General features: G+C 64.4%; 19 protein-coding genes and 1 pseudogene. 12 read left to right on the forward strand and 8 right to left on the reverse strand.

Annotation, left to right across the window (positions count from 1 at the left end; genetic code table 11):
* The first annotated feature begins 62 nt into the window (after positions 1–62).
* Together PL79_RS19950 and PL79_RS19955 are read left to right on the forward strand one after the other, a co-directional pair.
* Entirely contained in the window at positions 63–605 is a 543-nt protein-coding gene (locus tag PL79_RS19950) for a hypothetical protein (protein ID WP_044848903.1), read from the forward strand.
* A 113-nt stretch (positions 606–718) separates the two neighbouring features.
* Complete coding sequence (locus tag PL79_RS19955) at positions 719–1,900, forward strand: cystathionine beta-lyase (protein ID WP_044848904.1); 1,182 nt, start codon at positions 719–721, stop codon at positions 1,898–1,900.
* An 88-nt stretch (positions 1,901–1,988) separates the two neighbouring features.
* Here the strand turns inward: PL79_RS19955 and serB are convergent, their stop codons facing one another.
* Positions 1,989–2,834 carry a phosphoserine phosphatase SerB gene (gene serB / locus PL79_RS19960; RefSeq protein ID WP_044848905.1) on the reverse strand — a complete coding sequence of 282 codons (846 nt, stop codon included), beginning with the start codon at positions 2,832–2,834 and terminating at the stop codon, positions 1,989–1,991.
* A gap of 215 nt (positions 2,835–3,049) precedes the next feature.
* The gene (locus PL79_RS19965; RefSeq protein WP_044848906.1) at positions 3,050–3,997 is read right to left on the reverse strand and encodes a LysR family transcriptional regulator; all 948 of its coding nucleotides are present in this window, start codon (positions 3,995–3,997) and stop codon (positions 3,050–3,052) included.
* Positions 3,998–4,120: 123 nt separating this feature from the next.
* On the opposite strand from PL79_RS19965, the gene PL79_RS19970 reads away from it, so the two are divergent.
* The 3 genes from PL79_RS19970 (at position 4,121) to PL79_RS19980 (ending at position 6,675) form a co-directional block, all read left to right on the forward strand.
* A complete protein-coding gene (locus tag PL79_RS19970) occupies positions 4,121–5,137 on the forward strand; it encodes a zinc-binding alcohol dehydrogenase family protein (RefSeq protein WP_044848907.1) in 1,017 nt (338 codons plus the stop codon).
* 261 nt (positions 5,138–5,398) lie between these two features.
* Complete coding sequence (locus tag PL79_RS19975) at positions 5,399–5,950, forward strand: DUF6013 family protein (RefSeq protein WP_044848919.1); 552 nt, start codon at positions 5,399–5,401, stop codon at positions 5,948–5,950.
* A 251-nt stretch (positions 5,951–6,201) separates the two neighbouring features.
* Entirely contained in the window at positions 6,202–6,675 is a 474-nt protein-coding gene (locus tag PL79_RS19980; RefSeq protein WP_044848908.1) for a PliI family lysozyme inhibitor of I-type lysozyme, read from the forward strand.
* A 42-nt stretch (positions 6,676–6,717) separates the two neighbouring features.
* On the opposite strand, the gene PL79_RS19985 is transcribed toward PL79_RS19980, so the two are convergent.
* Both PL79_RS19985 and PL79_RS19990 read right to left on the reverse strand, forming a co-directional pair.
* Positions 6,718–7,521, reverse strand: a complete 804-nt coding sequence (locus PL79_RS19985; protein ID WP_044848909.1) for an ABC transporter permease — start codon at positions 7,519–7,521, stop codon at positions 6,718–6,720.
* Positions 7,518–8,219, reverse strand: coding sequence for an ABC transporter ATP-binding protein (locus PL79_RS19990; RefSeq protein ID WP_044848910.1), 702 nt, complete (start codon positions 8,217–8,219; stop codon positions 7,518–7,520). Before PL79_RS19990 ends, PL79_RS19985 begins: the two co-directional genes overlap by 4 nt.
* A gap of 152 nt (positions 8,220–8,371) precedes the next feature.
* Between PL79_RS19990 and PL79_RS19995 the strand changes: the two genes are divergently transcribed.
* Together PL79_RS19995 and PL79_RS20000 are read left to right on the forward strand one after the other, a co-directional pair.
* Positions 8,372–10,678 (forward strand): AsmA family protein, encoded by a 2,307-nt coding sequence (locus PL79_RS19995; protein ID WP_044848911.1) that lies wholly within the window; start codon positions 8,372–8,374, stop codon positions 10,676–10,678.
* A gap of 133 nt (positions 10,679–10,811) precedes the next feature.
* Complete coding sequence (locus PL79_RS20000) at positions 10,812–12,404, forward strand: ABC-F family ATPase (protein WP_044848912.1); 1,593 nt, start codon at positions 10,812–10,814, stop codon at positions 12,402–12,404.
* A 354-nt stretch (positions 12,405–12,758) separates the two neighbouring features.
* Here the strand turns inward: PL79_RS20000 and PL79_RS20005 are convergent, their stop codons facing one another.
* Both PL79_RS20005 and PL79_RS36660 read right to left on the reverse strand, forming a co-directional pair.
* Entirely contained in the window at positions 12,759–14,228 is a 1,470-nt protein-coding gene (locus tag PL79_RS20005) for a PIN domain-containing protein (protein ID WP_135801102.1), read from the reverse strand.
* Between the two features lie 723 nt (positions 14,229–14,951).
* A pseudogene (locus PL79_RS36660) lies at positions 14,952–15,598 on the reverse strand (SOS response-associated peptidase family protein); the annotation flags it as partial.
* 811 nt (positions 15,599–16,409) lie between these two features.
* On the opposite strand from PL79_RS36660, the gene PL79_RS20015 reads away from it, so the two are divergent.
* Together PL79_RS20015 and PL79_RS20025 are read left to right on the forward strand one after the other, a co-directional pair.
* Positions 16,410–16,511: a type II toxin-antitoxin system HicB family antitoxin gene (locus PL79_RS20015; protein WP_235879291.1), complete on the forward strand. Its 102-nt coding sequence runs from the start codon at positions 16,410–16,412 to the stop codon at positions 16,509–16,511.
* A gap of 433 nt (positions 16,512–16,944) precedes the next feature.
* Positions 16,945–17,094 carry a hypothetical protein gene (locus PL79_RS20025; RefSeq protein WP_442861563.1) on the forward strand — a complete coding sequence of 50 codons (150 nt, stop codon included), beginning with the start codon at positions 16,945–16,947 and terminating at the stop codon, positions 17,092–17,094.
* 251 nt (positions 17,095–17,345) lie between these two features.
* Here the strand turns inward: PL79_RS20025 and PL79_RS20030 are convergent, their stop codons facing one another.
* On the reverse strand, positions 17,346–17,711 hold the full coding sequence (locus PL79_RS20030; protein ID WP_044848913.1) for a hypothetical protein: 366 nt from the start codon (positions 17,709–17,711) through the stop codon (positions 17,346–17,348).
* A 268-nt stretch (positions 17,712–17,979) separates the two neighbouring features.
* Between PL79_RS20030 and PL79_RS20035 the strand changes: the two genes are divergently transcribed.
* The 3 genes from PL79_RS20035 (at position 17,980) to PL79_RS20045 (ending at position 21,442) form a co-directional block, all read left to right on the forward strand.
* Entirely contained in the window at positions 17,980–19,416 is a 1,437-nt protein-coding gene (locus PL79_RS20035) for an aldehyde dehydrogenase family protein (RefSeq protein WP_044848914.1), read from the forward strand.
* Positions 19,417–19,544: 128 nt separating this feature from the next.
* On the forward strand, positions 19,545–20,735 hold the full coding sequence (locus tag PL79_RS20040; RefSeq protein ID WP_044848915.1) for an NAD(P)H-dependent flavin oxidoreductase: 1,191 nt from the start codon (positions 19,545–19,547) through the stop codon (positions 20,733–20,735).
* Between the two features lie 65 nt (positions 20,736–20,800).
* Positions 20,801–21,442, forward strand: coding sequence for an OmpW/AlkL family protein (locus PL79_RS20045; RefSeq protein ID WP_044848916.1), 642 nt, complete (start codon positions 20,801–20,803; stop codon positions 21,440–21,442).
* 75 nt (positions 21,443–21,517) lie between these two features.
* On the opposite strand, the gene PL79_RS20050 is transcribed toward PL79_RS20045, so the two are convergent.
* Complete coding sequence (locus tag PL79_RS20050; protein ID WP_027784516.1) at positions 21,518–21,721, reverse strand: DUF1289 domain-containing protein; 204 nt, start codon at positions 21,719–21,721, stop codon at positions 21,518–21,520.
* Positions 21,722–22,127: the final 406 nt, after the last annotated feature.

The following is a 22,127-nucleotide window of genomic DNA, read 5'->3' on the forward strand; positions in this document are numbered from 1 at the left end:
GCGGCGACGCGCAGCATGTCGCCGCGATTTTCGAGCGAATCTGAAGCAAGGAGCAACACAAGGTGGGTCGATATTCGCAATGGCAACGGGCGCTGGTGATTGCCGGCGCGCTGGCGGCGGGCCTCGCGATGCCGGGCGTGGTCGCGGCACAGGCCGCCGCGCCGGGCGCGCAGCAGGATGAAGCGGCGCCCGCACGGCCGCTGCGGCCGAATCCGGAATTCGCCCGCCTGCCGCGTTACGAAGGCACGCTCGGCGATCGGCCGATCGTCGTGCATCTCGGCCCGAAGACGGACGAGGAAGGCGTGCACGGCGAATACCAGTTCGCGGACACGGGCGAGGTGGTGCTGCTCGCCGGCGATCGCGACGGCGACACGCTCGAGATCGAGGAATCGAACGACGGCACGAACATCACGGGCGTGTGGATCGGCCGCTTCGACGCGACGGGCGAGCTGAAGGCCGACCGGATGAACTCGGACGAATCGGATCCGCAACCCGTCGTGCTGCGCCTGGCGCCGGGCAAGCGCGCGGCGCTGCAGGTACGCGACGGCCGCGTGCAGGAAATCGAGACGGTCGGCAACGTTGTCAATCTGCGCACCGACGACTGAGCGCGCGCTGGCTCGGCGCATGCGGCGCGCATTGTACCGGGCCAACCGCGCCGATTTTGGCTAACCTAGCGACCTATTCCGCAACCGAACGGCCTTTCTCCGGGCCTCCTGCCATGACTGCATCCACTCCGAAGCGCGCACTCCAGACCCGCATCGTTCAACCCGACGACAACATCCCGGATGGCTTCCGTTCGTTCGTGCCGCCGGTCGAGCGTGCATCGACGGTCGTGTTTCCCGATCTCGCGACGATGCGCGCGCTGGTCTGGCACGACGACAACCAGTGGCGCTACGGGCTGCATGCGACCCCGACGTCGCTCGCGCTCGCGCAGCGGCTCGCCGAGATCGAAGGCGGCTCGCATGCGCTGCTGCAGCCGTCGGGTCTCGCGGCGATCATGAACGTCTATTTCGGGATCGTGAAGGCGGGCGACGACGTGTTGATCCCGCACAACGTCTACGGGCCGAATGCCGATCTCGGCAACTGGCTCGCGAAGGATTTCGGCATCACCGCGCGCTTCTACGATCCGCTCGTCGGCGCCGGCATCGCCGACCTGATCCAGCCGAACACGCGGCTGATCTGGATCGAGGCGCCGGGCTCGGTGACGATGGAAGTGCCCGACGTGCGTGCGATCACGGCGGTCGCGCAGGCGCGCGGCATCGTCACCGCGATCGACAACACGTATTCGGCCGGGCTCGCGTTCAAGCCGTTCGAGCATGGCGTCGACATCTCGGTGCAGGCGCTGACCAAGTATCAATCGGGCGGCAGCGACGTGCTGATGGGCGCGACGATCACCGCGAGCGCGGCGCTGCAGGCGCAACTGAAGCTCGCCCGGATGCGCTGCGGGATCGGCGTGTCGGTCGACGACTGCTCGCTCGTGCTGCGCAGCCTGCCGAGCATGCAGGTGCGCTTCGATGCGCACAGCAAGAGCGCGCTCGCGCTCGCGCAATGGCTGAAGGCGCGTCCGGAGATCGCGGCCGTGCTGCATCCGCAACTACCGGACTGTCCGGGGCACGCATCGTTCATGCGCGACTTCACCGGCGCGGGCGGGCTGTTCTCGGTCGTGTTCGACGAGCGCTACAGTGCCGAGCAGATCGATCGTTTCGTCGAGGCGCTCGAGCTGTTCGCGATCGGCTGGAGCTGGGGCGGCGCGTGCAGCCTCGCGATGCCTTACGACGTGGCGTCGATGCGCCCGGACTGGCCGCATCGCGGCACGCTGGTACGCTTCTACGTCGGTCTCGAAGACGAAGCCGATCTGCGCGCGGATATCGAGCGCGCGATGCAGTCCACGCTCGGCTGAGCACCGAACCCCGAGCGGAACAACAGAACGCCCGCGCGATGCAACATCGCGCGGGCGTTTTTCATGGGCGGCGTGCGCGGATCGGAAATCAGAACAGCCGCAGCAGCCCGTCGAGGCCGACGTGGTCGAATGCGACGGTGGCCGCATCGCGCACGACGGGCTTCGCGTGGAACGCGACCGACAGCCCGGCTTCGGCCATCATCTTCAGGTCGTTCGAGCCGTCGCCCATCGCGATCGCGCGGCTCGGCTCGATGCCGAGCGATGCGCAGGTATCGCGCAGCAGGCGCGCCTTGACGTCGGCGTTGACGATCTCGCCGAGCACCTTGCCGGTCAGCTTGCCGTCGACGATCTCGAGCGTGTTCGCGTGCGCGAAGTCGAGGCCGAGGCGCGCCTTCAGGCGCTCGGTGAAGAACGTGAAGCCGCCCGACACGAGCAGCGTCTTCAGGCCCGCGGCCTTCACGCCGGCGAGCATCGTCTCCGCGCCGGGCGACAGCTGCAGCCGTTCCTCGTACACGCGCTCGAGCGCCTGCGCGTCGAGCCCCGCGAGCAGCGCGACGCGGCGCGTGAGGCTTTCGTTGAAATCGCGGATCTCGCCGCGCATCGCCGCCTCGGTGATCTCGGCGACCTGCGTCTTCAGCCCGCAGAAATCGGCGATCTCGTCGATGCATTCGATCGTGATCAGCGTCGAGTCCATGTCCATCACGACGAGCCCGAAATCGCTCAGCGCGCGGCCGGCTTCGACGAAGCCGAAGTCGAGCGCATGCGTGCCGCAGTACGCGTCGATGTCGAGACGCTGCGCGGGGTTGGCGTTTTCGATGCGCAGCGCGTGATCGTCGGTCTGCACGATGCGGGTGCCGCGCGACAGCGCGAGCAGCGGTTTGTGATGCGCGTCCGACAACGGCGCGAGACTCTGGATGACGAGGTTGTGGGTCATGACGGAATGTTTGGAAGCGAATGAAACGCGTGCGCGGCCGGCATGCGGCCGCCTGCGAGCGCGGGCCCCGTTCGGCGTCGGGCCGTTGCGTCGCGAACGCGCCATTGTAGCCGGTTGGTATCCGATCGCGACCGGATCGCCGCCGGGAACCGGCGCTGGCGCCGTGCCGGGTGCCGCACGCACGGCGATTCGGCGGACGGTGCGGGCTATTCGGGCTATTCGTGCGATTGCCGGTCGCGATCCCAGTAAGGCGGATCGCCGAAGTGTTCGGCCAGGAACGCGATGAACGCGAGCGTCTTCAGCGGCACGTGCGCGCGGCTCGGATAGACGGCCCAGATCGCGACGTCGTTCGCGAACGGGTAGTCGTCGAGCACGGTGACGAGCGCGCCGCTCGCGAGCAGCGGGCCGACGTCCCAGGTCGACTTGATCGCGATGCCGAAGCCGTCGACGAGCGCTTCGCGGATTGCCTCGCCGTTGCTCGCGACGAGCCGGCCGCCGACCCGCACGGTGAGCGGGCCTTGCGGCGTGACGAACGACCAGTCGCGCTGGTCGCCGAGGATCACGCATTCGTGCTGCGCGAGGTCGGCCGGATGGCGCGGCGTGCCGTGTTCGGCGAGATACGCGGGCGAGCAGCACAGCACGCGCCGGTTCGTGGCGAGCCTGCGCGCGACCAGCGTCGAATCCTTCAGCGCGCCGAGGCGGATCGCGACGTCGTAGCCGTCGTCGACGAGGTCGACGATCTCGTCGGACAGCCGCAGGTCGAGCGACACGGACGGGTAGCGGCGCAGGAACGCGGGAATCACGGGCGCGACGTGCTGGCGGCCGAACGACGACGACATCGACACCTTCAGCCGCCCGTACGGCTCGCTGCGGCCGTGGCCGACCGAGGCGCGCGCGGCGTCGGCGGCCGACAGCAGCGCCTCGGCGCGGGCCATGAAGACTTCGCCGTCCTGCGTCAGGCTGATGCGGCGCGTGGTGCGATGCAGCAACCGCGCGCCGAGCTGGCGCTCCAGCTGCGCGATGCGTGCGCTCGCGACCGCGGCCGATACGCCGAACTCGCGCCCGGCCGCGCTCACGTTCGCGAGCAGCGCGGCGCGCACGAACAGGCCGACGTCGAGCAGGTCGAGCGGCTTGTCGGGGGCTGGAATCGGATCGGACGTCATTATTCTGAAATTCCTGAAAATGTTTCAGGAAATATAGCGGTTTTCTCGAAGGATCGGGGCGTCTACGATGGCATGCATGGGGCTGCGCTGCGGCCCGCCCGATTTCCCTGAAGGAGTTTCGTGATGAAAGCTGTTGGACTGACCCGTTACCTGCCGATCGACGATCCGCAGGCGCTCGTCGACGTGGAACTGCCGCAACCGGTGCCGGGCCCGCGCGACCTGCTCGTGAAGGTCGAGGCGATCTCCGTGAACCCGGTCGACACCAAGGTGCGCGCGCCGAAACCGCAGGTCGAGGAGACGCCGCGCGTGCTCGGCTGGGATGCGGCCGGCACGGTCGTCGCGGTCGGTGCCGAGGTCACGCTGTTCCGGCCGGGCGACGAGGTGTTCTACGCGGGCAGCATCACGCGGCCCGGCGCGAACAGCGAATTCCACGCGGTCGACGAGCGGATCGCCGCGCTCAAGCCGCGCTCGCTCGATTTCGCGGCATCCGCCGCATTGCCGCTCACCGCGCTGACCGCCTGGGAGGCGCTGTTCGACCGGCTGCGCGTGTCGCCGCAGGGCGCCGACGCGGGCAAGTCGGTGCTGATCATCGGCGGCGCGGGCGGGGTGGGTTCGATCGCGATCCAGCTCGCGAAGACGCTCGCCGGGCTGCGCGTGATCGCGACCGCGTCGCGGCCGGCGTCGGCCGAATGGGTGCGCTCGCTCGGCGCGGACGACGTGGTCGATCATTTCGGCGACCTGCCCGCGCAATTGCGTGAAATCGGCCACGCGAGCGTCGACTACGTGCTGATCTTCAACGACACGGACCGTCATTTCCCTGCCGCGGCGGAAGTAATCCGCCCGCAGGGCGGCATTTGCACGATCGTCGAGAACGAGAAGCCGATTCCGGTCGAGCAACTGAAGGCGAAGAGCGCCGCGTTTCACTGGGAATTCATGTTCACGCGTGCGATGTTCGAGACGCCGGACATGATCGAGCAGCACAAGATCCTGAGCGAGGTGGCGCGGCTCGTCGACGGCGGCACGCTGCGCACGACGCTCGGCGAACAGCTCGGCACGATCAACGCCGCCAACGTGCGGCGCGCGCATCAGCTGCTCGAAGCCGGGCGCGCGATCGGCAAGCTGGTGCTGAGCGGCTTCTGAGTGCCGCAGACGCGTCGCTTCGCGCCAGGCGCCGATGGGCATCCCCCAAGGGGACTTCCTTCGGGGCGGAAAACCTGGGTCTGCCCGGCGTGTTCCCGAGCGCCGGCGTCGCGCGTACGGGATGCCGCGTCGCGAACGCAAGCGGGGTAACACCCGATGCGTTTGCGGCGCATTGCATGCCGCTTGGCGGTAGACTGGCAACGCATCATGCATCGAAAACCGCGCGGCACGCGCGTGCCGCCGCATTACAAGGAGGTCAGCATGAGCCAACGCAGCTTGTCAGTCGCCGCATCGTGGTCAGCCGTGTTCGCGGCGGCGTGCGTCAGCGCGAGCGTATTCGCGGCGCCGCCGGTCAAGGGCAGCCTGAAGGGCGGCGGGACAGGGCAGCTCGAATACACCGTCAAGGTCGATTCGAAGACCTTCGGCAATACGCAGGAGACCCGCAAGATCCGCTCGGGCGAAACGGACGACTTCAACTGGAAGTCGGTGCCGCCGGGTGGCGCGGTCGCGATGCCGGACGGTTGCCCGAACGCCGACAACCTGCCGCGCGACGCGAACGGCGCGATGGTGCGCCAGACCCAGGTGCGGCTCGCGCCATCGGTCGACGCGAAGGGGATCGCGAACGTGCAGATGAGCTTCCAGGCGGCCGCGCCGAAAGGCACGCACAACGTGAGCGCGGGCGGCAAGTCGCTGCAGTGCCCGGATGTCGTGTCGGTGAGCCAGGTCAAGTGGGTGTCGATTTCGACCAATGGCGGCTCGAAGTCCGTCTCGATGAGCGACGGCACGAAGGTGACGGTGTCGATCAAGCGCTGAGCGGTGCGCGCGGGCCGGCGAGACGTCCGGTGCGTGCGCAACCAACCGCGATGCGTATCCGGTGATCCGGGCAGGGCCGCGCGTGACGGTTTCGTGGCGCGCGGCTTCGCGTATTTCCGTTGTTTGAGGTTTGATGTGCGTCGTGTCCGGCGCGCACCGACAGCGCGGCCATTCGCCCCCCGGCGCGCGTGACGTGATGCGGATGTCGCGCTATCCTCGTGGGCTTCTCCCTCTCCCCGAACGACATCCCGATGAAACATTGCATGCGCGCGCTGCTGTCGGCCGCTGCGTTCGTCGCCACCCATGCGCAGGCGGCCGACGATTGCAGCTTCGCGAAGAAAGTCGAGTTGCCGTCGCGACAGCAGGTCGCCGTCGTGTCGAGCGGCGCACTCGAACCGTGCTCGACCGGCAGCTATGCGGTGCGCGTGTATTCGACTGCGCATGCCGCGCCCGGCTTCGATAGGGACGACTACATAACCGGCGTGCTGCATGCGCGTGACGGCACCGTCGCCGACGCCTTCACGGCCGACCTCGGTGCGCGTGCGCCGCAGGCGCTCGTCGTCACGACGCGCTCGGCCGGCAGCGGCGGTTATGTCGGCGCGCAGGCCTATGTGACGACACCGCGCGCGGTGCGGCTCGTCGCGTCGGTCGACGGGCTGGCGCCCGATGCCGACGTCAAGGCCGCGTTGCGCCAGGCCCTCGGCAAACGCCGCAGCGCCCGCTGACAGCACGCCGCGCCAATGCCGCGCGGGTCGCGGCGCCGCGCGTCAATGCGCGCGTTCCTCGAGCCGCGATGCGAGAAAGCGGTGATCGGCGGAGAACAGCCGGCGATACGTCATCAGCACCGCGCCGACCGTGCCGAGCGCGGACGCCGCGGCGATCAGGAACATGATCACGATCTGGTAGCGCACGGCCTGCAGCGGCGACTGGCCGGCCAGCACCTGGCCGGTCATCATCCCCGGCAGGCTCACGACACCGACGACGGCCATCTGGTTGAGCGTCGGCAGCATGCCCGCACGCACGGCCTGGCGCGCGGCGTCCTGCGCGGCTTCCCAGCGCGTCGCGCCGAGCGCGAGCGCGGTCTCGACGCGGTCGCGCCGTGCCGTCAGTTCCTCCATCATCCGTTCGACGCCGAGCGACACGCCCGTGAGCGTATTGCCGAGGATCATCCCGAGGATCGGGATCGCATACTGCGGCGTGTACCACGGATGAATGCGGATCACGGCGAACAGCCCGATCGCCGCGACGACCCAACTGCTGAACCAGATGGACGCGATGCTGTCGACGCGCTGTCCGCGATACGTGCGCTTGCCGCGGCCGGCGCCCGCGAAGCCCGCGATCAGCGTCATCAACGCGGTCAGCGGCAGCACGACGGTCCAGTGCGGATGGCCGAACACCCAGCCGAGCACGTAGCCGATCGCGAGCAGCTGCACCACGGTGCGCACGGCGGCGAGCGCGAGCTTGCGCCCGAGGCCGAGCGACAGCGCCGCGGAGATCGCGCCGTTGACCGCGACGAGCGCGGCGGCGATGCCGACGTCGACGAGACTCAGATCCTGCAGTGCCGGGCTCATCGTGCCGCCTCCGTCGTGCTCGCGGCGTGCAGCACGCCGGCCTGCATCACGAGCCGCATCGTGCCGATCCGTGCGGCCTGCGCCGGATCGTGCGAGATCCACATATAGGCGCGCGCATCGGCCGCCGCGTCGAACCAGGCGCCGACGAGCGCTTCGATCGCGCGCGTGGAGTCGGGGTCGAGCGCGGACGTCGGCTCGTCGAGCAGCAGCACGTCGGGGTCGAGTTGCAGCACGCGCAGCAGCGCGGCGATCTGCGCTTCGCCGCCCGACAGTTCGCTCGCGCGCTTGTCGAGAAAATCGGCGCCGCGACCGGCGCGGGCCGCGAGCGCTTCGGCGCGCGCACGGTCGAACGTCGCGTCGCGATAGATCGCGAGCGAGTACGGATAGCGCAATTGCGCCTCGACGGTGCCGTCCATCTGCGCGGGTCGCTGGCGCACGTAGGCGACGCTGCGCCGGTAGCGCGGAATTGCATTGCGCCTGATCCGCTTGCCGCGCCACAGGATCTGACCGCCGTCGAGCGGATCGAGCAGCGCGAGCGCGCGCAGCAGCACGCTCTTGCCGGAACCCGATGGTCCGGTGATAGCAATTCGCGATCCCGCGGCGAGGCTGAAGTCGGTCGGCGCCAGCAAAGTCTTGCCGCTGCTGGCGTCGCGGCGCGTGATGTGCTGCGCATCGATGAGACCGGTCGGGGCTGTCATGTCGAAAATGAAAAAAAGCGTTAATGGCGCCGAGGCGTCGTCGGAGCGTGCGTCATAATACAGATTGAAAAGCCGCCAGTGTCGTGCTTCGTTCATTCACGCACGTGGCCCGACATGGCGTGCACACTCTGCATAACAACAACGGAATCGCCATGACGCTAGCCCGAGCCATCGGCAAATCGGCTGCATGGATCGTCTGCATCGTCGCACTGATCATCGCGGCCGCCGGCATTTTTATCGTCACGTTCGACTGGAACCGCGCGAAACCGTGGGTCAACGAACATGTGAGTACCGCGCTTGGCCGTTCGTTTGCGATCAACGGCGATCTCAAGGTCGGCTGGCGTCGCCCGGACGGCGAGACCGGCTGGCGCGCATGGGTACCCTGGCCGAGCTTCTCGGCCACGCAACTCGAGATCGGCAATCCGGACTGGGCGAAGGGGCCCAGGTTCGTCACGGTCGATGCCGCGCATTTCGATCTCGCCATCCTGCCGCTCCTCGCGCACGAAATCGTCATTCCGTCGATCGATGTCGTCAATCCCGCAGTCGACCTCGAGCGGCTCGCCGACGGCCGCAATACGTGGACCTTCCAGTTCAAGCAATCCGCGCAGCCGTCGCCGTGGAAGGTGCGGCTCGACAGCTTCGGGTTCGCGAAGGGCATCGTCACGTATCGCGATGCGATCACGAAGGCCGATCTCACGGTCGCGATCGATACGCTCGGCCAGCCGATTCCGCTCGGCGACGTGCTGAAGGAACAGGAACAGAGGTCGCGTGCGGCATCGGCCCAGCGCGTCGGCAAGCACGGCGCCGCGCAATTGAGCGCGAAGGCGAATGCAGAAGCCGCATCGGGTGCGTCGGCGCCGCAGGCGGCGAGCGGGGCGTCTGCCGTTGCGGCGTCGGGAGTGTCCGGCGCCGCTCCGGCTACTTCGGTTTCCTCTGCATCGACGGCCGCGCCGGCATCGGGCGCGAGCGGTGCGTCAGGTGCATCCGGTGCGTCGGCGGCCGCCGCGCCCGCGAAGCCGTCCGGCCCGACCTATGCGTTCGGGCTCAAGGTCGACGGCCGCTACAAGAACGTGCCGATCAGCGGCACCGGCAAGGTGGGCGGCGTGCTGGCGATCGAGAAGTCGACGCAGCCGTTCCCGCTGCAGGCCGACGTGAAGGCCGGCGACACGCGGCTCGCGATCGTCGGCACGCTGACCGACCCGATGCATCTCGCGGCGCTCGACCTGCGGTTATGGCTGCAGGGCACGTCGATGTCGCACCTCTACCAGATTACCGGCATCACGCTGCCCGACACGCCGCCGTATGCGACCGAAGGGCGGCTGATCGGCAACATCAAGCAGGGCGCCAGCACGTTCCGCTACGAGGACTTCAACGGCCGCGTGGGCGGCAGCGATCTGCGCGGCACGCTCACCTGGGCGCAGCGCGAGCCGCGGCCGAAGCTGTCGGGCGAGCTCGAGTCGAAACTGCTGCAGTTCTCCGACCTCGCGCCGGTGATCGGCGCCGACACGGCCGCGAGCAAGGCCAAGCGCGGCGACACGACGCGCCAGCCGCCGGACCGCGTGCTGCCGGTTTCGAGGTTCCGCACCGAGCGCTGGAGCGCGATCGACGCGGACGTGAAGTTCACCGGCCGCAAGCTGATCAAGAGCCCGCAACTGCCGATTACCGACCTGTACACGCACGTTCTGCTGCAGGACGGCGTGCTGACGCTCGAGCCGCTGAAGTTCGGCGTCGCGGGCGGCACGCTCGCGACCACCGCGCACCTGGACGGCAGCCGCACGCCGCTCAAGGGCCGCTTCACGCTGTCCGCGCGTCACCTGAGGCTCAAGCAGCTGTTCCCGACGCAGAAGGTGATGCAGACCGCGCTCGGCGAGATCAACGGCGACGCGTCGCTGTCGGCGACCGGCAACTCGCCGGCCGCGCTCGCGGGTACCTCGACCGGCGAAGTGAAGGCGCTCATCACGGATGGCCGCATCAGCCTGCTGCTGATGGAGGCGGCAGGGCTGAACGTCGCGAACGTCGTCTACGAGAAGCTGTTCGGCACCCGCGACGTGAACATCAACTGCGCGGCGATCGACTTCGTCGCGACCGACGGGATGCTCGACCCGAGGGTTTTCGCGCTCGATACGGACGATGCGCTGATCAACGTCGACGGCCCGGTCAACTTGCGCGACGAATCGATCGACCTGAAGATCCATCCGCACACGAAGGGTTTCCGGGTCTTCTCGCTGCGCTCGCCGCTGTATGCGAAGGGCACGTTCAAGAACCCGAAGGTCGGCGTCGACGCGGGCGCGCTCGCGCTGCGCGCCGGCGCGATGGTCGGGCTCGGCCTGATCAACCCGTTCGCGGCGCTGGTTCCGCTGATCGCGCCGAGCAACAACCGCGACGTGCCGTGCGCGGAGCTGTTCGGGCAAATGAAGGAGAAGGCGGCGCAGAAGCGCGCGGCGAAGGAAGGCAAGTAGGGGCCCCGAAGGGAGGCGCCGGCGCCGCGCGCGGCGGCCCGGCTGGCGGGGCCGGAACAGTGCGGTCGGCAGTTTCTCCGACACCTGCTAAAATACACGGTTTTCCGTCGATTTCTCTCTTACGGGACCTGCCGTGCTTTCTACTGCCAACATCACGATGCAATTCGGGCCGAAGCCCTTGTTCGAGAATATCTCGGTCAAATTCGGCGAGGGCAACCGCTATGGTCTGATCGGCGCGAACGGCTGCGGCAAGTCGACCTTCATGAAGATCCTGGGCGGCGACCTCGAGCCGAGCGCCGGCAACGTCGCGCTGGAGCCGAACGTGCGCCTGGGCAAGCTGCGCCAGGACCAGTTCGCGTACGAAGACGTGCGCGTGCTCGACGTCGTGATGATGGGCCACACCGAAATGTGGGCCGCGATGACCGAGCGCGACGCGATCTACGCGAACCCGGAAGCTACCGACGACGACTACATGCACGCGGCCGAGCTCGAAGGCAAGTTCGCCGAATACGGCGGCTACGACGCCGAGGCGCGCGCGGGCGCGCTGCTGCTCGGCATCGGCATCGAGGAGAAGTTCCACAACGGCACGATGGCCGACGTCGCGCCGGGCTGGAAGCTGCGCGTGCTGCTCGCGCAGGCGCTGTTCTCGAAGCCGGACGTGCTGCTGCTCGACGAACCGACCAACAACCTGGACATCAACTCGATCCGTTGGCTCGAGCACACGCTCAACGAGTACAACTCGACGATGATCATCATCTCGCACGATCGTCACTTCCTGAACTCGGTGTGCACGCACATGGCCGACATGGACTACGGCACGCTGAAGGTCTGGCCGGGCAACTACGACGACTACATGCTCGCATCGGCACAGGCGCGCGAGCGCCAGGCCGCGGCGAACGCGCGCGCGAAGGAACGCGTGGCCGAGCTGCAGGACTTCGTGCGCCGCTTCTCGGCGAACAAGTCGAAGGCCCGCCAGGCAACGAGCCGCGCGAAGCAGATCGACAAGATCAAGATCGAGGAATTCAAGCCGTCGTCGCGTCAGAACCCGTTCATCCGCTTCGAGTTCGAGAAGAAGCTGCACAACGTCGCGGTGGTCGCCGAAGACATCACGAAGAAGTACGAGCGCACGATCTTCCAGAACTTCAACCTGTCGGTGCAGCCGGGCGAGCGCATCGCGATCATCGGCGAGAACGGCGCGGGCAAGACGACGCTGCTGCGTTCGCTGCTCGGCGCGCTGCAGCTCGATCACGGCACGGTGAAGTGGTCGGAGAACGCGAACGTCGGCTACATGCCGCAGGATACGTACGAGGAGTTCCCGAACGACATCACGCTGATGGACTGGATCGACCAGTACCGCAAGGACGGCGACGACGAAACGATGGTGCGCGGCACGCTGGGCCGCCTGCTGTTCTCGTCGGACGACATCAAGAAGTCGGTGAAGGTGCTGTCGGGCGGCGAGAAGGGCCGCATGATCTGGGGCAAGCTGATGCTCGGCCGCCACAACGTGCTGCTGATGGACGAGCCGACCAACCACATGGACATGGAGTCGATCGAGTCGCTGCAGATCGCGCTCGAGCAGTTCGAAGGCACGCTGATCTTCGTGTCGCACGACCGCGAATTCGTGAGCGGGCTGGCGAACCGGATCATCGAAGTGCGCACGGACGGCACGCTGTTCGACTTCGGCGGGAATTACGAGGAGTTCCTGACGAGTCAGGGGCAGGAGTAAAAACCGGCGGTTTGTCCCAAGACCACCCTTCATGTGTCCCGGATTGTCCCACGGAATTGTCCCATTGGGACAGCGTGGTGCTTCTCTCTAGAGGACACTAGGCGGGACGCGTAGGTGCTCGCTAGAAACACGGAAGGCCCACATCGACAGTCTGTCGATGCGGGCCTTTTTCTATTGATCTTCGCGATGGCAACTCAAGGCCTGCAAGCACGCACCGCCTCGAACGCCCGGGCGCACGACACGAAGCAGCAGTTTTTTGCCTCGGACTCTAACTGCAGTTCGGACTAAAACCGGGGCAGGTCAGGTCGGGCATATTCCACGGTTGGAACGGTTGGAGTCTCGTCTGCAATGTTGCTAGTTGTCGACTCCTTTTACGGAGAAATTCATCTGGTCGTCAAAGAACCCATATAAGCAATTGACGTTCGGAAAATTTTTCTCCATCTCGCGAGTGTCGCCGAACCGACTATCAAGAATCTTTGAGCGTGGCTTCATTTCCGTAAAGATGATTGTTGCAGAGTCGACATCTCTCGACTCAACAGCCCTGCTGCATTTGATCAAATCATACGCGTGAGAGTGGAATTCCCCGGTTGAGATGTGTAATCCCCTATTTGCGGATTGATTCTTAAAGCGATAGGCGGGCCAAATATTTGTATTGACTTCGATCCATTCGTCAACTCTTTTCTGTCGGACAACCCATTCATCAATGCTGTTTTTCATCTTTGCTAAATCGCCGTCAGAGGCGACGTACATAGTCACTTGGCGCGCCTTTTCTCTGGCATGAATGGTATTTAATAGTTCTAATGTTTGGGAAATTGCTTGTCTATCGAGGGCCGATGCAAGCTGGGCGTCAAATGTTATGTTTTTCCATAGGGAGTTTATAATATCGCTCTTGAAGGTGGAATTCTCGATATCTTTCACTTCCTTGATTGATGATTTGTCAATCGGGGTGTGGAGTGCTTTGCTCGCCATTTCAAGAAATTGATCGACCGTGTACATCCAAAACATCTTGACGCTAGATAGCCTGCATATTTCTTGTGTAAGTTCTGGTAATGGCCCCAGGGTTTGGCCAAGTTTGCGCGCCCACCAATCTTCTTTTCTGTCGCCAGTTACAAAGACTAAGTTCTTGATGTCTTGGTTATTGGCGTGCTGAATTATTTGGCGCCATATAATTAAGTCGCCGTATTCGGCGGTGTATTCTATGCCGTCGTGAATGTATTTTGCTTCATTTGGATTTTTCGATTTGCCGTGGTCTAAGAAGCCAGGGGGGATTCTTTTTTCATATCGTGCGGCTGCGTCATCTAGAGACTTATCTAGCTCTGCTTGACTTTCTGGGGGCGCTCCGATGTTGCTACCTAGTATTTTCTCTAAGCGGTTGCGGACCGCATCGTCATGGTTGATAGATAATTGATTTTTTCTGGCTTTGTCTACGGATTCCCGAATCTTTGATATTGCGTCTTTTAATGCGGTCGTCAAGGGGGAAGGGTCGATGCCCAGTCCTCGCTTCCCTAACTCCAGTCGTGCAACAGCTTGGTCAAGTTCGGCTTCGGCTTTTTCGAGTTGCTTTACAGTGGAGTCGAATTTTTCATTTTCTTCTAGAATTACCCCGACTCGATTTCTTTGATACTCGAGAGCGACATGAAATGGTATCCATAAGCGGCCAGCGAGTTTTTCCAGAACAGTGAAAAGATCGTCGCGCGCCTGCTGGGGAAACTTATACAAATTCAAAAGCACATTGGTGTCGACGATAAATGTCGCATCTCGCCAAATTGATTCTAAATTATCTTTGGTGGGTTGGTAGTAACCTGGGAACTGGTCTCTTAGCACGCTTTACCTCGTTCATATTTGAATGCCTATCACCCGTACGCTTCTAGCAGCCTAAGCTCCGCCACCTGCTCGCCGCAACGCCAACTGTAACCGGGTAGTATCAGCGCGGCGAAGGAAAACCTTCGCCGTCACCTGCGCCTACGCTGCCAGCCGGGACAGACGCTCTGCATCTTCGAAGAGAGGGCCGAACGTTCTGCGTAGGCGAGGATGCAAAGGCAGGCATGCGAGCAGAACCGCGAGGGCGGCTTTCACCAGTTTTTCATTGCGATCCCTGCGTTCATCGTCCGGTATCCAATATTTGCCCCCGTGGAAAAGGTTATTTCTCACTCTCCGTACCATTAGGAGGGCTTGGGCCGAGGCGCGAAGCGCACCATCAGGCGGGGATTCTTTCCAGACAACCCTTTGATCGATAAACACTTGCTTGCGGGGCGGATATGTCACGAGATAGTTGACAGCCTCGCGAAATCCGGCATCGTCTACCTTGTCAAATTCGTCCGCGATACTTCGGGAAAATTCGTCCCAGTCCGGGTCTACCTTATTTTCGTTTCCTTTAGCGAAACCGGAATTCTTCAACGCATATTCATAACGCGAGAAAATACCTGTAAAACCGATCACCAGCTCCGAATTTATTGGTGGTAACTGTTCAAACATATATTGGCCTCGTCCCCGCGGTTTTAGTCGTGACGCAAATACTACCATCGCAAGCTCTCGAGAGCTTGCTGATTCAGTGGCCATATCCTCGGCGGGATAAAGCCGGAGCATCGTCCGGGCCGCCTCAACGTTCTTCGTGTGCAGCCACTCGTCGTAGTCCTCCGGCCGCAAGATCACGACGGAACGCTTCTCGTCGTTCGGCTTGTGCATGCGGGGCATAACTGGATGCCCGTCTGCGTTGACGGTCAGCATGGACATACCAATCCGCGACCGGCCGTCCTGATCCTCATAGCGCCTCCAGATGCCCGCCACGCAGTACGGCCGCCAGTCCTCAAGGCCGATCCTCTGCCACACGGTTCTTGCTAGGTTCGCAACTCGGTTCGTATATCCACTGAGCCGGGATCAAGCATCGTTGCCCTTCTCGCCAAGCCTTGCTGTACAGCCGGGACTCTCCGACCGTCTCCGTACGAGCGTTTACAGTGTCCGGCTTGCGATTTTCCTCCCGTTCTCGTCCACACGCTCTGGCTGCATAAACTTCGGCCAGAAGCCAAACACCGCCTTGACTACTTCCAGACGGTCTCCGGCTGCGTAGCCGATCGAGCGCTGTAGTCCCGGTACACGTCCAAGTCCCAAGGAGCACGGTGGAACAGGTCGCCGATGCCTACCTTTAGCTCACTGATACCTGAATCCGCGCCCGGTGCCTTGAAATTAGTGCACATGCCGCTTCCCGTTTCTCGCAACTGTCTCACTGATAGTAATTGGACGAGACCTGTTGTTCTGCCAGCAGTAGCCTACTCGATCGTGCGTCGCTGGTAACGGCGCGGTGCGGCACCATCGAGGCGCGGGGCTCGACTGGTTCGGAACTTGAAGCGGATTACTACGAACTCACCCAGACCGTTGCGGGAGAGCCACGCCGAAGAAAATTAATTTATTGACTTTCCGCTGAGAGATTCTTCCGGAATTGGTATTCCGAGATGTATATCTGTGTATAAGAATGAAGATGTGTGAAAGGTAGTGATAACACCGTGCTGACAAGTTGCTAAGGAGTTTTTAACAAGCCAACTTGTTGCACAGTACTGGTATCACTCACTGCAAAAAGACTGTGTTGGACGCGGGGAAAAGGTGCGTTAGGATTGTGTCTGCAAGGTCAGCCGGCCTTGTAAAACAAGAGGGCGAGCTACCTGTGGCCTGGAAACCGAAGTAGCCCGCCCTACACGCAAACAGGCAATCAAATGAAACCTGATCCTGCAACCCTTTACTGGGTTCTCGCGGCAACCTACGCATTGATGGCGTTGATGCACGGTCATCCGTAGAGGTCTTTGTATCCTACATATGTGTTTGTAGGATAAACTCAGTCTAGCACTTTAGGATTACCGGTCAACAGATATTGTTGACGCGACGGAGCGCTAGGCTCTTGATTAGTCACGCCCTGTGCGTGATGAGCCGGTGGCTGCCCCTTATTTCTAAGGGGCAGCTTATTCGCGCATATTTCCTATAGCAACCCATAAGGACGATGGCACTGTCTACGGCGTGACTGTTCCCGATGTCCGGAGCGTTCACTCCTGGGGTGAGACCATGGACGAGACCATCGAAAACACTAGGACTGCAGACCCACGGCCCACTCATCTATAGCGAGACGGTACACGGCGGATATGGCATCTAGCTCCCGGATCACTGTTCTGGGCACAACCTCTCCGATACGATGATCCCGCCATTCGACCAAATGCGGCTTGTCCGGCTTCGCGGCTGGGACGGCGCATAGCTTCTTCGTTGCGGATGAAGCGGCGGCATATCCCTCGCTCCCATTCGACATTCCGGCGGCCGGCAAAGGTGCCTTGATGTACCGCGCAAAGAGGTCTCCCACAGTGAGCGTAGGGGAGGCTTCTCGCGGACCTTACGGGGCTGCTTGGGAGCTGGCTTGATTGCCTCTTGTTCGGCCGCCCACTGCTCCGCAGCCTCCCTCGTATCGAAAGTTTGGGAGCGGATCGGCTGGCCTTGGACCCGTATTTTGGCCTGCCATTTGTACCCACGTTGAACGATAGATGCCATTCTGATCTCCAGAAAATTGCGGAAATCAGATTGGGTCTGGCTGTCGCACGACCGCGAATTCGTGAGCGGGCTGGCGAACCGGATCATCGAAGTGCGCACGGACGGCACGCTGTTCGACTTCGGCGGGAATTACGAGGAGTTCCTGACGAGTCAGGGGCAGGAGTAATTGCCCGGGCGGCCATGCCCCACCTGATGTACTGGAAGCCCGCCAGGCGCAAGCCTGGCGGGCTTTTTCGTATCCGGGCAGATGTTCGCCGTTACCGGATCGGCACGACGGGCCATTGAAGGGAAAATGTCAGGTCGAGTGCGGCACCTTCGATGACGATTCGACGCGCCGGCGCCGTTTCCGGCCGGCAGCCGCCGCGACCGCAACAGGCGCATCACCTCGCGCACCGTCCGCCGCCCGGTGCCGCCGCGTCAATCCGCGAGCCGCTTGTCGGCAAGCGCCTTGCAGCAGTCTTCGTACACCCATTGCACGAGTTTCGCCCGGTAATCGAGATCGTCGGTATCGACGATTTCCTCGACCGCGTCGCGCGCCCACGACGCGTCGACGAAGTCGGCGTGCCGCTTGGCGATGTCCTGCGCCAGCGCGGCCAGCTTCGCGATCGCGAGCCAGTCGGCCTGCCGGTGATGGCGGTCGAGCCAGCGGTGCGCGGCCTGCACCTGGAACGATGCGTCCGGCCAGGTTTCGTTCAGGTAAAACGCGCCGAGATTGCCGCAGGTGAGCCAGCACAGCAGCTCCAGGCGATCTTGCGAGCCGAGGATATGGGATGCGTCGGTCATGGCAGCGCTCACGAAGGCATCGATTCCGGGTGGCGCGGCCTGCAGCGGCCGGCGCCGATACTAAAAACATAGCACGATGCGGGCCACGTCGTGCGGCCTCGTGGCATGCCGGCGTGGCGCGGATGCCGCAGCCGCGGGCGTCCGGTATCCGGCACCCGCTCGCCGGCGCCCGTGCGGACCGTTCGGCGGCGCTCGCGGTCTGGTCCGGCGTCATCGCCGGGCGGCGCCACACTCGTTAGAATGGCCGTTTTCCGGGAGACAGGAAGCGATGAAAATCTACAACCAGTTCTACATCGACGGTGCATGGCGCAAGCCGGCCGGAACGGGCACGATCGACGTGATCGACTCGGGCACCGAGGCCGTGATCGGCCGGATTCCGGAGGGCACGGCCTCGGACGCGCAGGACGCGATCCGCGCGGCGCGCGCGGCGTTCGACGCGTGGGCCGCGACGCCGGCCGCGACGCGCGCGGGCTACCTGCGCAAGATCGTCGAGCGTCTGCAGGCGCGCAGCGAGGAACTCGCGCAGTCGATCACCGGCGAAGTCGGGATGCCGATCAAGCTGTCGCGTGCGATCCAGGTCGGCGGCCCGATCTACAACTGGAAGGCGTACGCGAAACTCGCCGAATCGTTCGAATTCGAGGCGACGGTCGGCAACTCGCTGGTGGTGCGCGAGCCGGTCGGCGTCGTCGCGGCGATCACGCCGTGGAACTACCCGCTCAACCAGGTCACGCTGAAGGTCGCGCCGGCGCTCGCGGCCGGCTGCACGGTCGTCCTGAAGCCATCCGAAGTCGCGCCGCTCAACGCGTTCATGCTCGCGGAGGCGATTCACGAAGCGGGCCTGCCGCCGGGCGTGTTCAACCTCGTATGCGGTTACGGCCCGGTCGTCGGCGAGGTGCTGGCGACCGATCCGGACGTCGACATGGTGTCGTTCACGGGTTCGACGCGCGCCGGCAAGCGCGTGGCCGAACTCGCGGCCGCGGGCGTGAAGCGCGTCGCGCTCGAACTGGGCGGCAAGTCGGCGTCGGTGATTCTCGACGATGCCGATTTCGCGACGGCGGTGAAGGGCACGGTCAACGCGTGCTACCTGAACGCGGGCCAGACCTGTTCGGCGCACACGCGGATGCTGGTGCCGGAAGCGCGCTACGACGAGGCGCGCGCGCTCGCGAAGGCGGCGGCCGAAGCGTATGTCGCGGGCGACCCGCGCCAGGAAACGACGCGCCTCGGCGCACTCGCATCGGCCGCGCAGCAGCAGCGCGTGCAGGCCTACATCCAGCGCGGGATCGACGACGGCGCGGAACTCGTGACGGGCGGCACGGGCCTGCCGGAAGGGCTCGCGAAGGGCTTCTTCGTGAAGCCGACGGTGTTCGGCCGCGTCGATCCGAAATCGACGATCGCGCAGGAAGAAATCTTCGGGCCGGTGCTGTCGATCATCGCGTATCGCGACGAAGACGAAGCCGTGCGCATCGCGAACGATTCGCCTTATGGGCTCGGCGGCGCGGTGTGGGCGGGCAGCGACGAACGCGCGATGCGCGTCGCGCGCCGCATCCGCACGGGGCAGGTCGACATCAACGGCGGCACGTGGAACAGCGCCGCGCCGTTCGGCGGCTACAAGCAGTCGGGGCACGGCCGCGAGAACGGTGTGTACGGGCTCGAAGAGTATCTCGAATACAAGTCGATGCAGCTCAAGCCGGCGAATCCGGCCTGAGCGTCTCACCGCGCCTGACCCGAAACGGCACGCTCGCGTGCCGTTTTTTTATTGACGGCCGTCAAGATGCGCGTCGGTGGATCGTCGATCATCGCGTTTCCGATTTCCGATGTTTCGACGAGGTTCAGATGACCGCACGCACTTCCTTCCCGCCGCTCACGATTCGCGGCCGCGCGTTGCTGCCCGTGGTGCAGGGCGGCATGGGCGTCGGCATCTCCGCGCACCGCCTCGCGGGCAGCGTCGCGCGCGAAGGCGCGCTCGGCACGATCGCGAGCATCGACCTGCGTCACCACCACGCGGACCTGCTCGCGCGCTGTCGCGCGAATCCCGACCGCGCGACGCTCGAGGCCGCGAACCTCGACGCGCTCGCGCGCGAGATTCGCCTCGCGAAGACCTACGGCGAAGGCCGCGGGATGATCGCGGTCAACGTGATGAAGGCGGTGCGCGCGCATGCGGACTACGTGCGCGTCGCGTGCGACGAAGGCGCGGACGCGATCGTGATGGGCGCGGGCCTGCCGCTCGATCTGCCCGATCTCACGCAGGGACGCGACATCGCGCTGATCCCGATCCTGTCGGATAGCCGCGGGATCGCGCTGGTGCTGAAGAAGTGGATGAAGAAGGGGCGCTTGCCGGATGCAATCGTGATCGAGCATCCCGCGCATGCGGGCGGCCACCTCGGGGTCACGCAGATCGACGACATGCACGATGCGCGCTTCGATTTCGCGCGCGTGCTCGACGAGGCCGCGCAGGTGATGGCGTCGCTCGGCCTGGCGCGCGACACGATCCCGCTGATCGTCGCGGGCGGGATCAACAGTCACGACTCGGTGCGTGCGGCGCTCGCGGCCGGCGCGAACGGCGTGCAGGTCGGAACGCCGTTCGCGGTGACGGAGGAAGGTGACGCGCATCCGAACTTCAAGCGCGTACTGGCCGACGCGCTGCCCGACGACATCGTCGAATTCGTCAGCGTGACGGGGCTGCCGGCGCGCGCGGTGAAGACACCGTGGCTCGATCGTTACCTGCGCAACGAAACGCGCATTCGCGACAAGCTCGGCGCGTTCAGGCAGCGCTGCCCGACCGCGCTCGAGTGCCTGAGCGTCTGCGGGCTGCGCGACGGCATCGAAAAGTTCGGCCATTTCTGCATCGACACGCGGCTCGCGGCCGCGTTGCGAGGCGACGTCGCGAACGGCCTGTTCTTCCGCGGCCGCGAAGCGCTGCCGTTCGGCAACGCGATCCGCAGCGTGCGCGATCTGCTCGACCTGCTGCTGACGGGCCGTGCCGCGGCGACTGCGACAAACCGTCCGAGGTTTACGCTGGCTTGACGGATATCAAAACGACGAAAAGACCCTACGAGGAAAATGGAATGCATTCTTCAGGGGTCTTTACCATGCATAAAACGATTCGAACATGTGTCACCGCTGCCGCCGTCGCGGCGAGTCTGGTCACGATGCCCACGCTGTCGCACGCGGCGTCGCCGGGCGACGGGATCAACCAGGGTGACGTACTGGTCCGCCTGCGCGCGATCAGCATCCAGCCGAACGAGCGCGCGAGCGACACGCTCGGCGCGATCAATACCGGCGTGAACAACGCGATCGTGCCGGAGCTCGACTTCACCTACATGATCCGCGACTACCTCGGCGTGGAGCTGATCCTCGGCACGTCGCGGCACCAGATGACGTCGAGCCTCGGCAATCTCGGCGGCGTGGGCGTGCTGCCGCCGACGCTGCTGCTGCAGTACCACTTCAACCATGCCGGCAAGGTGCGTCCGTACGTCGGCGCGGGCCTGAACTACACGTACTTCTACAACAACGGGCTCAACGTCGGCGGGGAAGGCGTGTCGATCAACAAGAGCAGCTTCGGTCCGGCGCTGCAGTTCGGCGTCGACGTGCAGTTGACGAAGAAGGTGTTCATGAACGTCGACGTGAAGAAGATCTGGATGAGCACCGATGCGACGCTCGGCGACAAGGGCATCGGCACGCTGCACATCGATCCGCTGATCGTCGGCGTGGGCGTCGGGATGAAGTTCTAACGGTTCGCGGACAAGAACAGAGTTGGGGTTGGCGGCATGGCAGTCGGCATGCCGCTCTTTTTTTGTGCGGCCGGTTTACAGCTTGTCGTACTGGAAGCGCATCGCGGTGCCTTCGCGCGTAATGCGCTCCCACACCGCCCGCTTCTCGTCGTCGCTCAGGAACACCCAGTTCGACACTTCGCCGGCCGTGCGGCCGCAGCCCTTGCAGACTTCGTCGAAGAGGGTCGAGCACACGCCGATGCAGGGGCTGTCGGGCAGGTCGTGGAGATTGGAGGCCATCGGGAGGGTTCGCGCAGTGAAATCGTCAGGGCGTCATTTTAATGCATCGGGACGGGGCGGCCGGCGGACGCCGCTAGCGTGCCGTACGGTCGCGTTGCCGTGACGGTGCGGCCGGTCGGCCGAACGGTTGGACGATCGCCGGATCGCCGTCGGCGACGGCTGGCCCGCCGTGCCGGACAGGGCCGGGCACGGCGCGCGGCGCGTGGCGCACCGTGTCGCGATTTCCCCGGTGAAACGGCCGCATGCAGCGCGCGTCGCGCGGGCCGCTTGTGCGGCATGCGGGACGCGGTTTCGCCACCGCTTTCTTTTGGTTCATCGCAGGAAACCGTGGAGGGTTTGAGAGCGATTGCGTAACCTGACGCCTGACTTTAAGGACGTCAGGAGAGGCAATTGCTCGATCGCAAGG

Origin of the sequence: Burkholderia sp. USMB20, from assembly GCF_000949135.2 — a bacterium.
GTDB lineage: Bacteria > Pseudomonadota > Gammaproteobacteria > Burkholderiales > Burkholderiaceae > Burkholderia.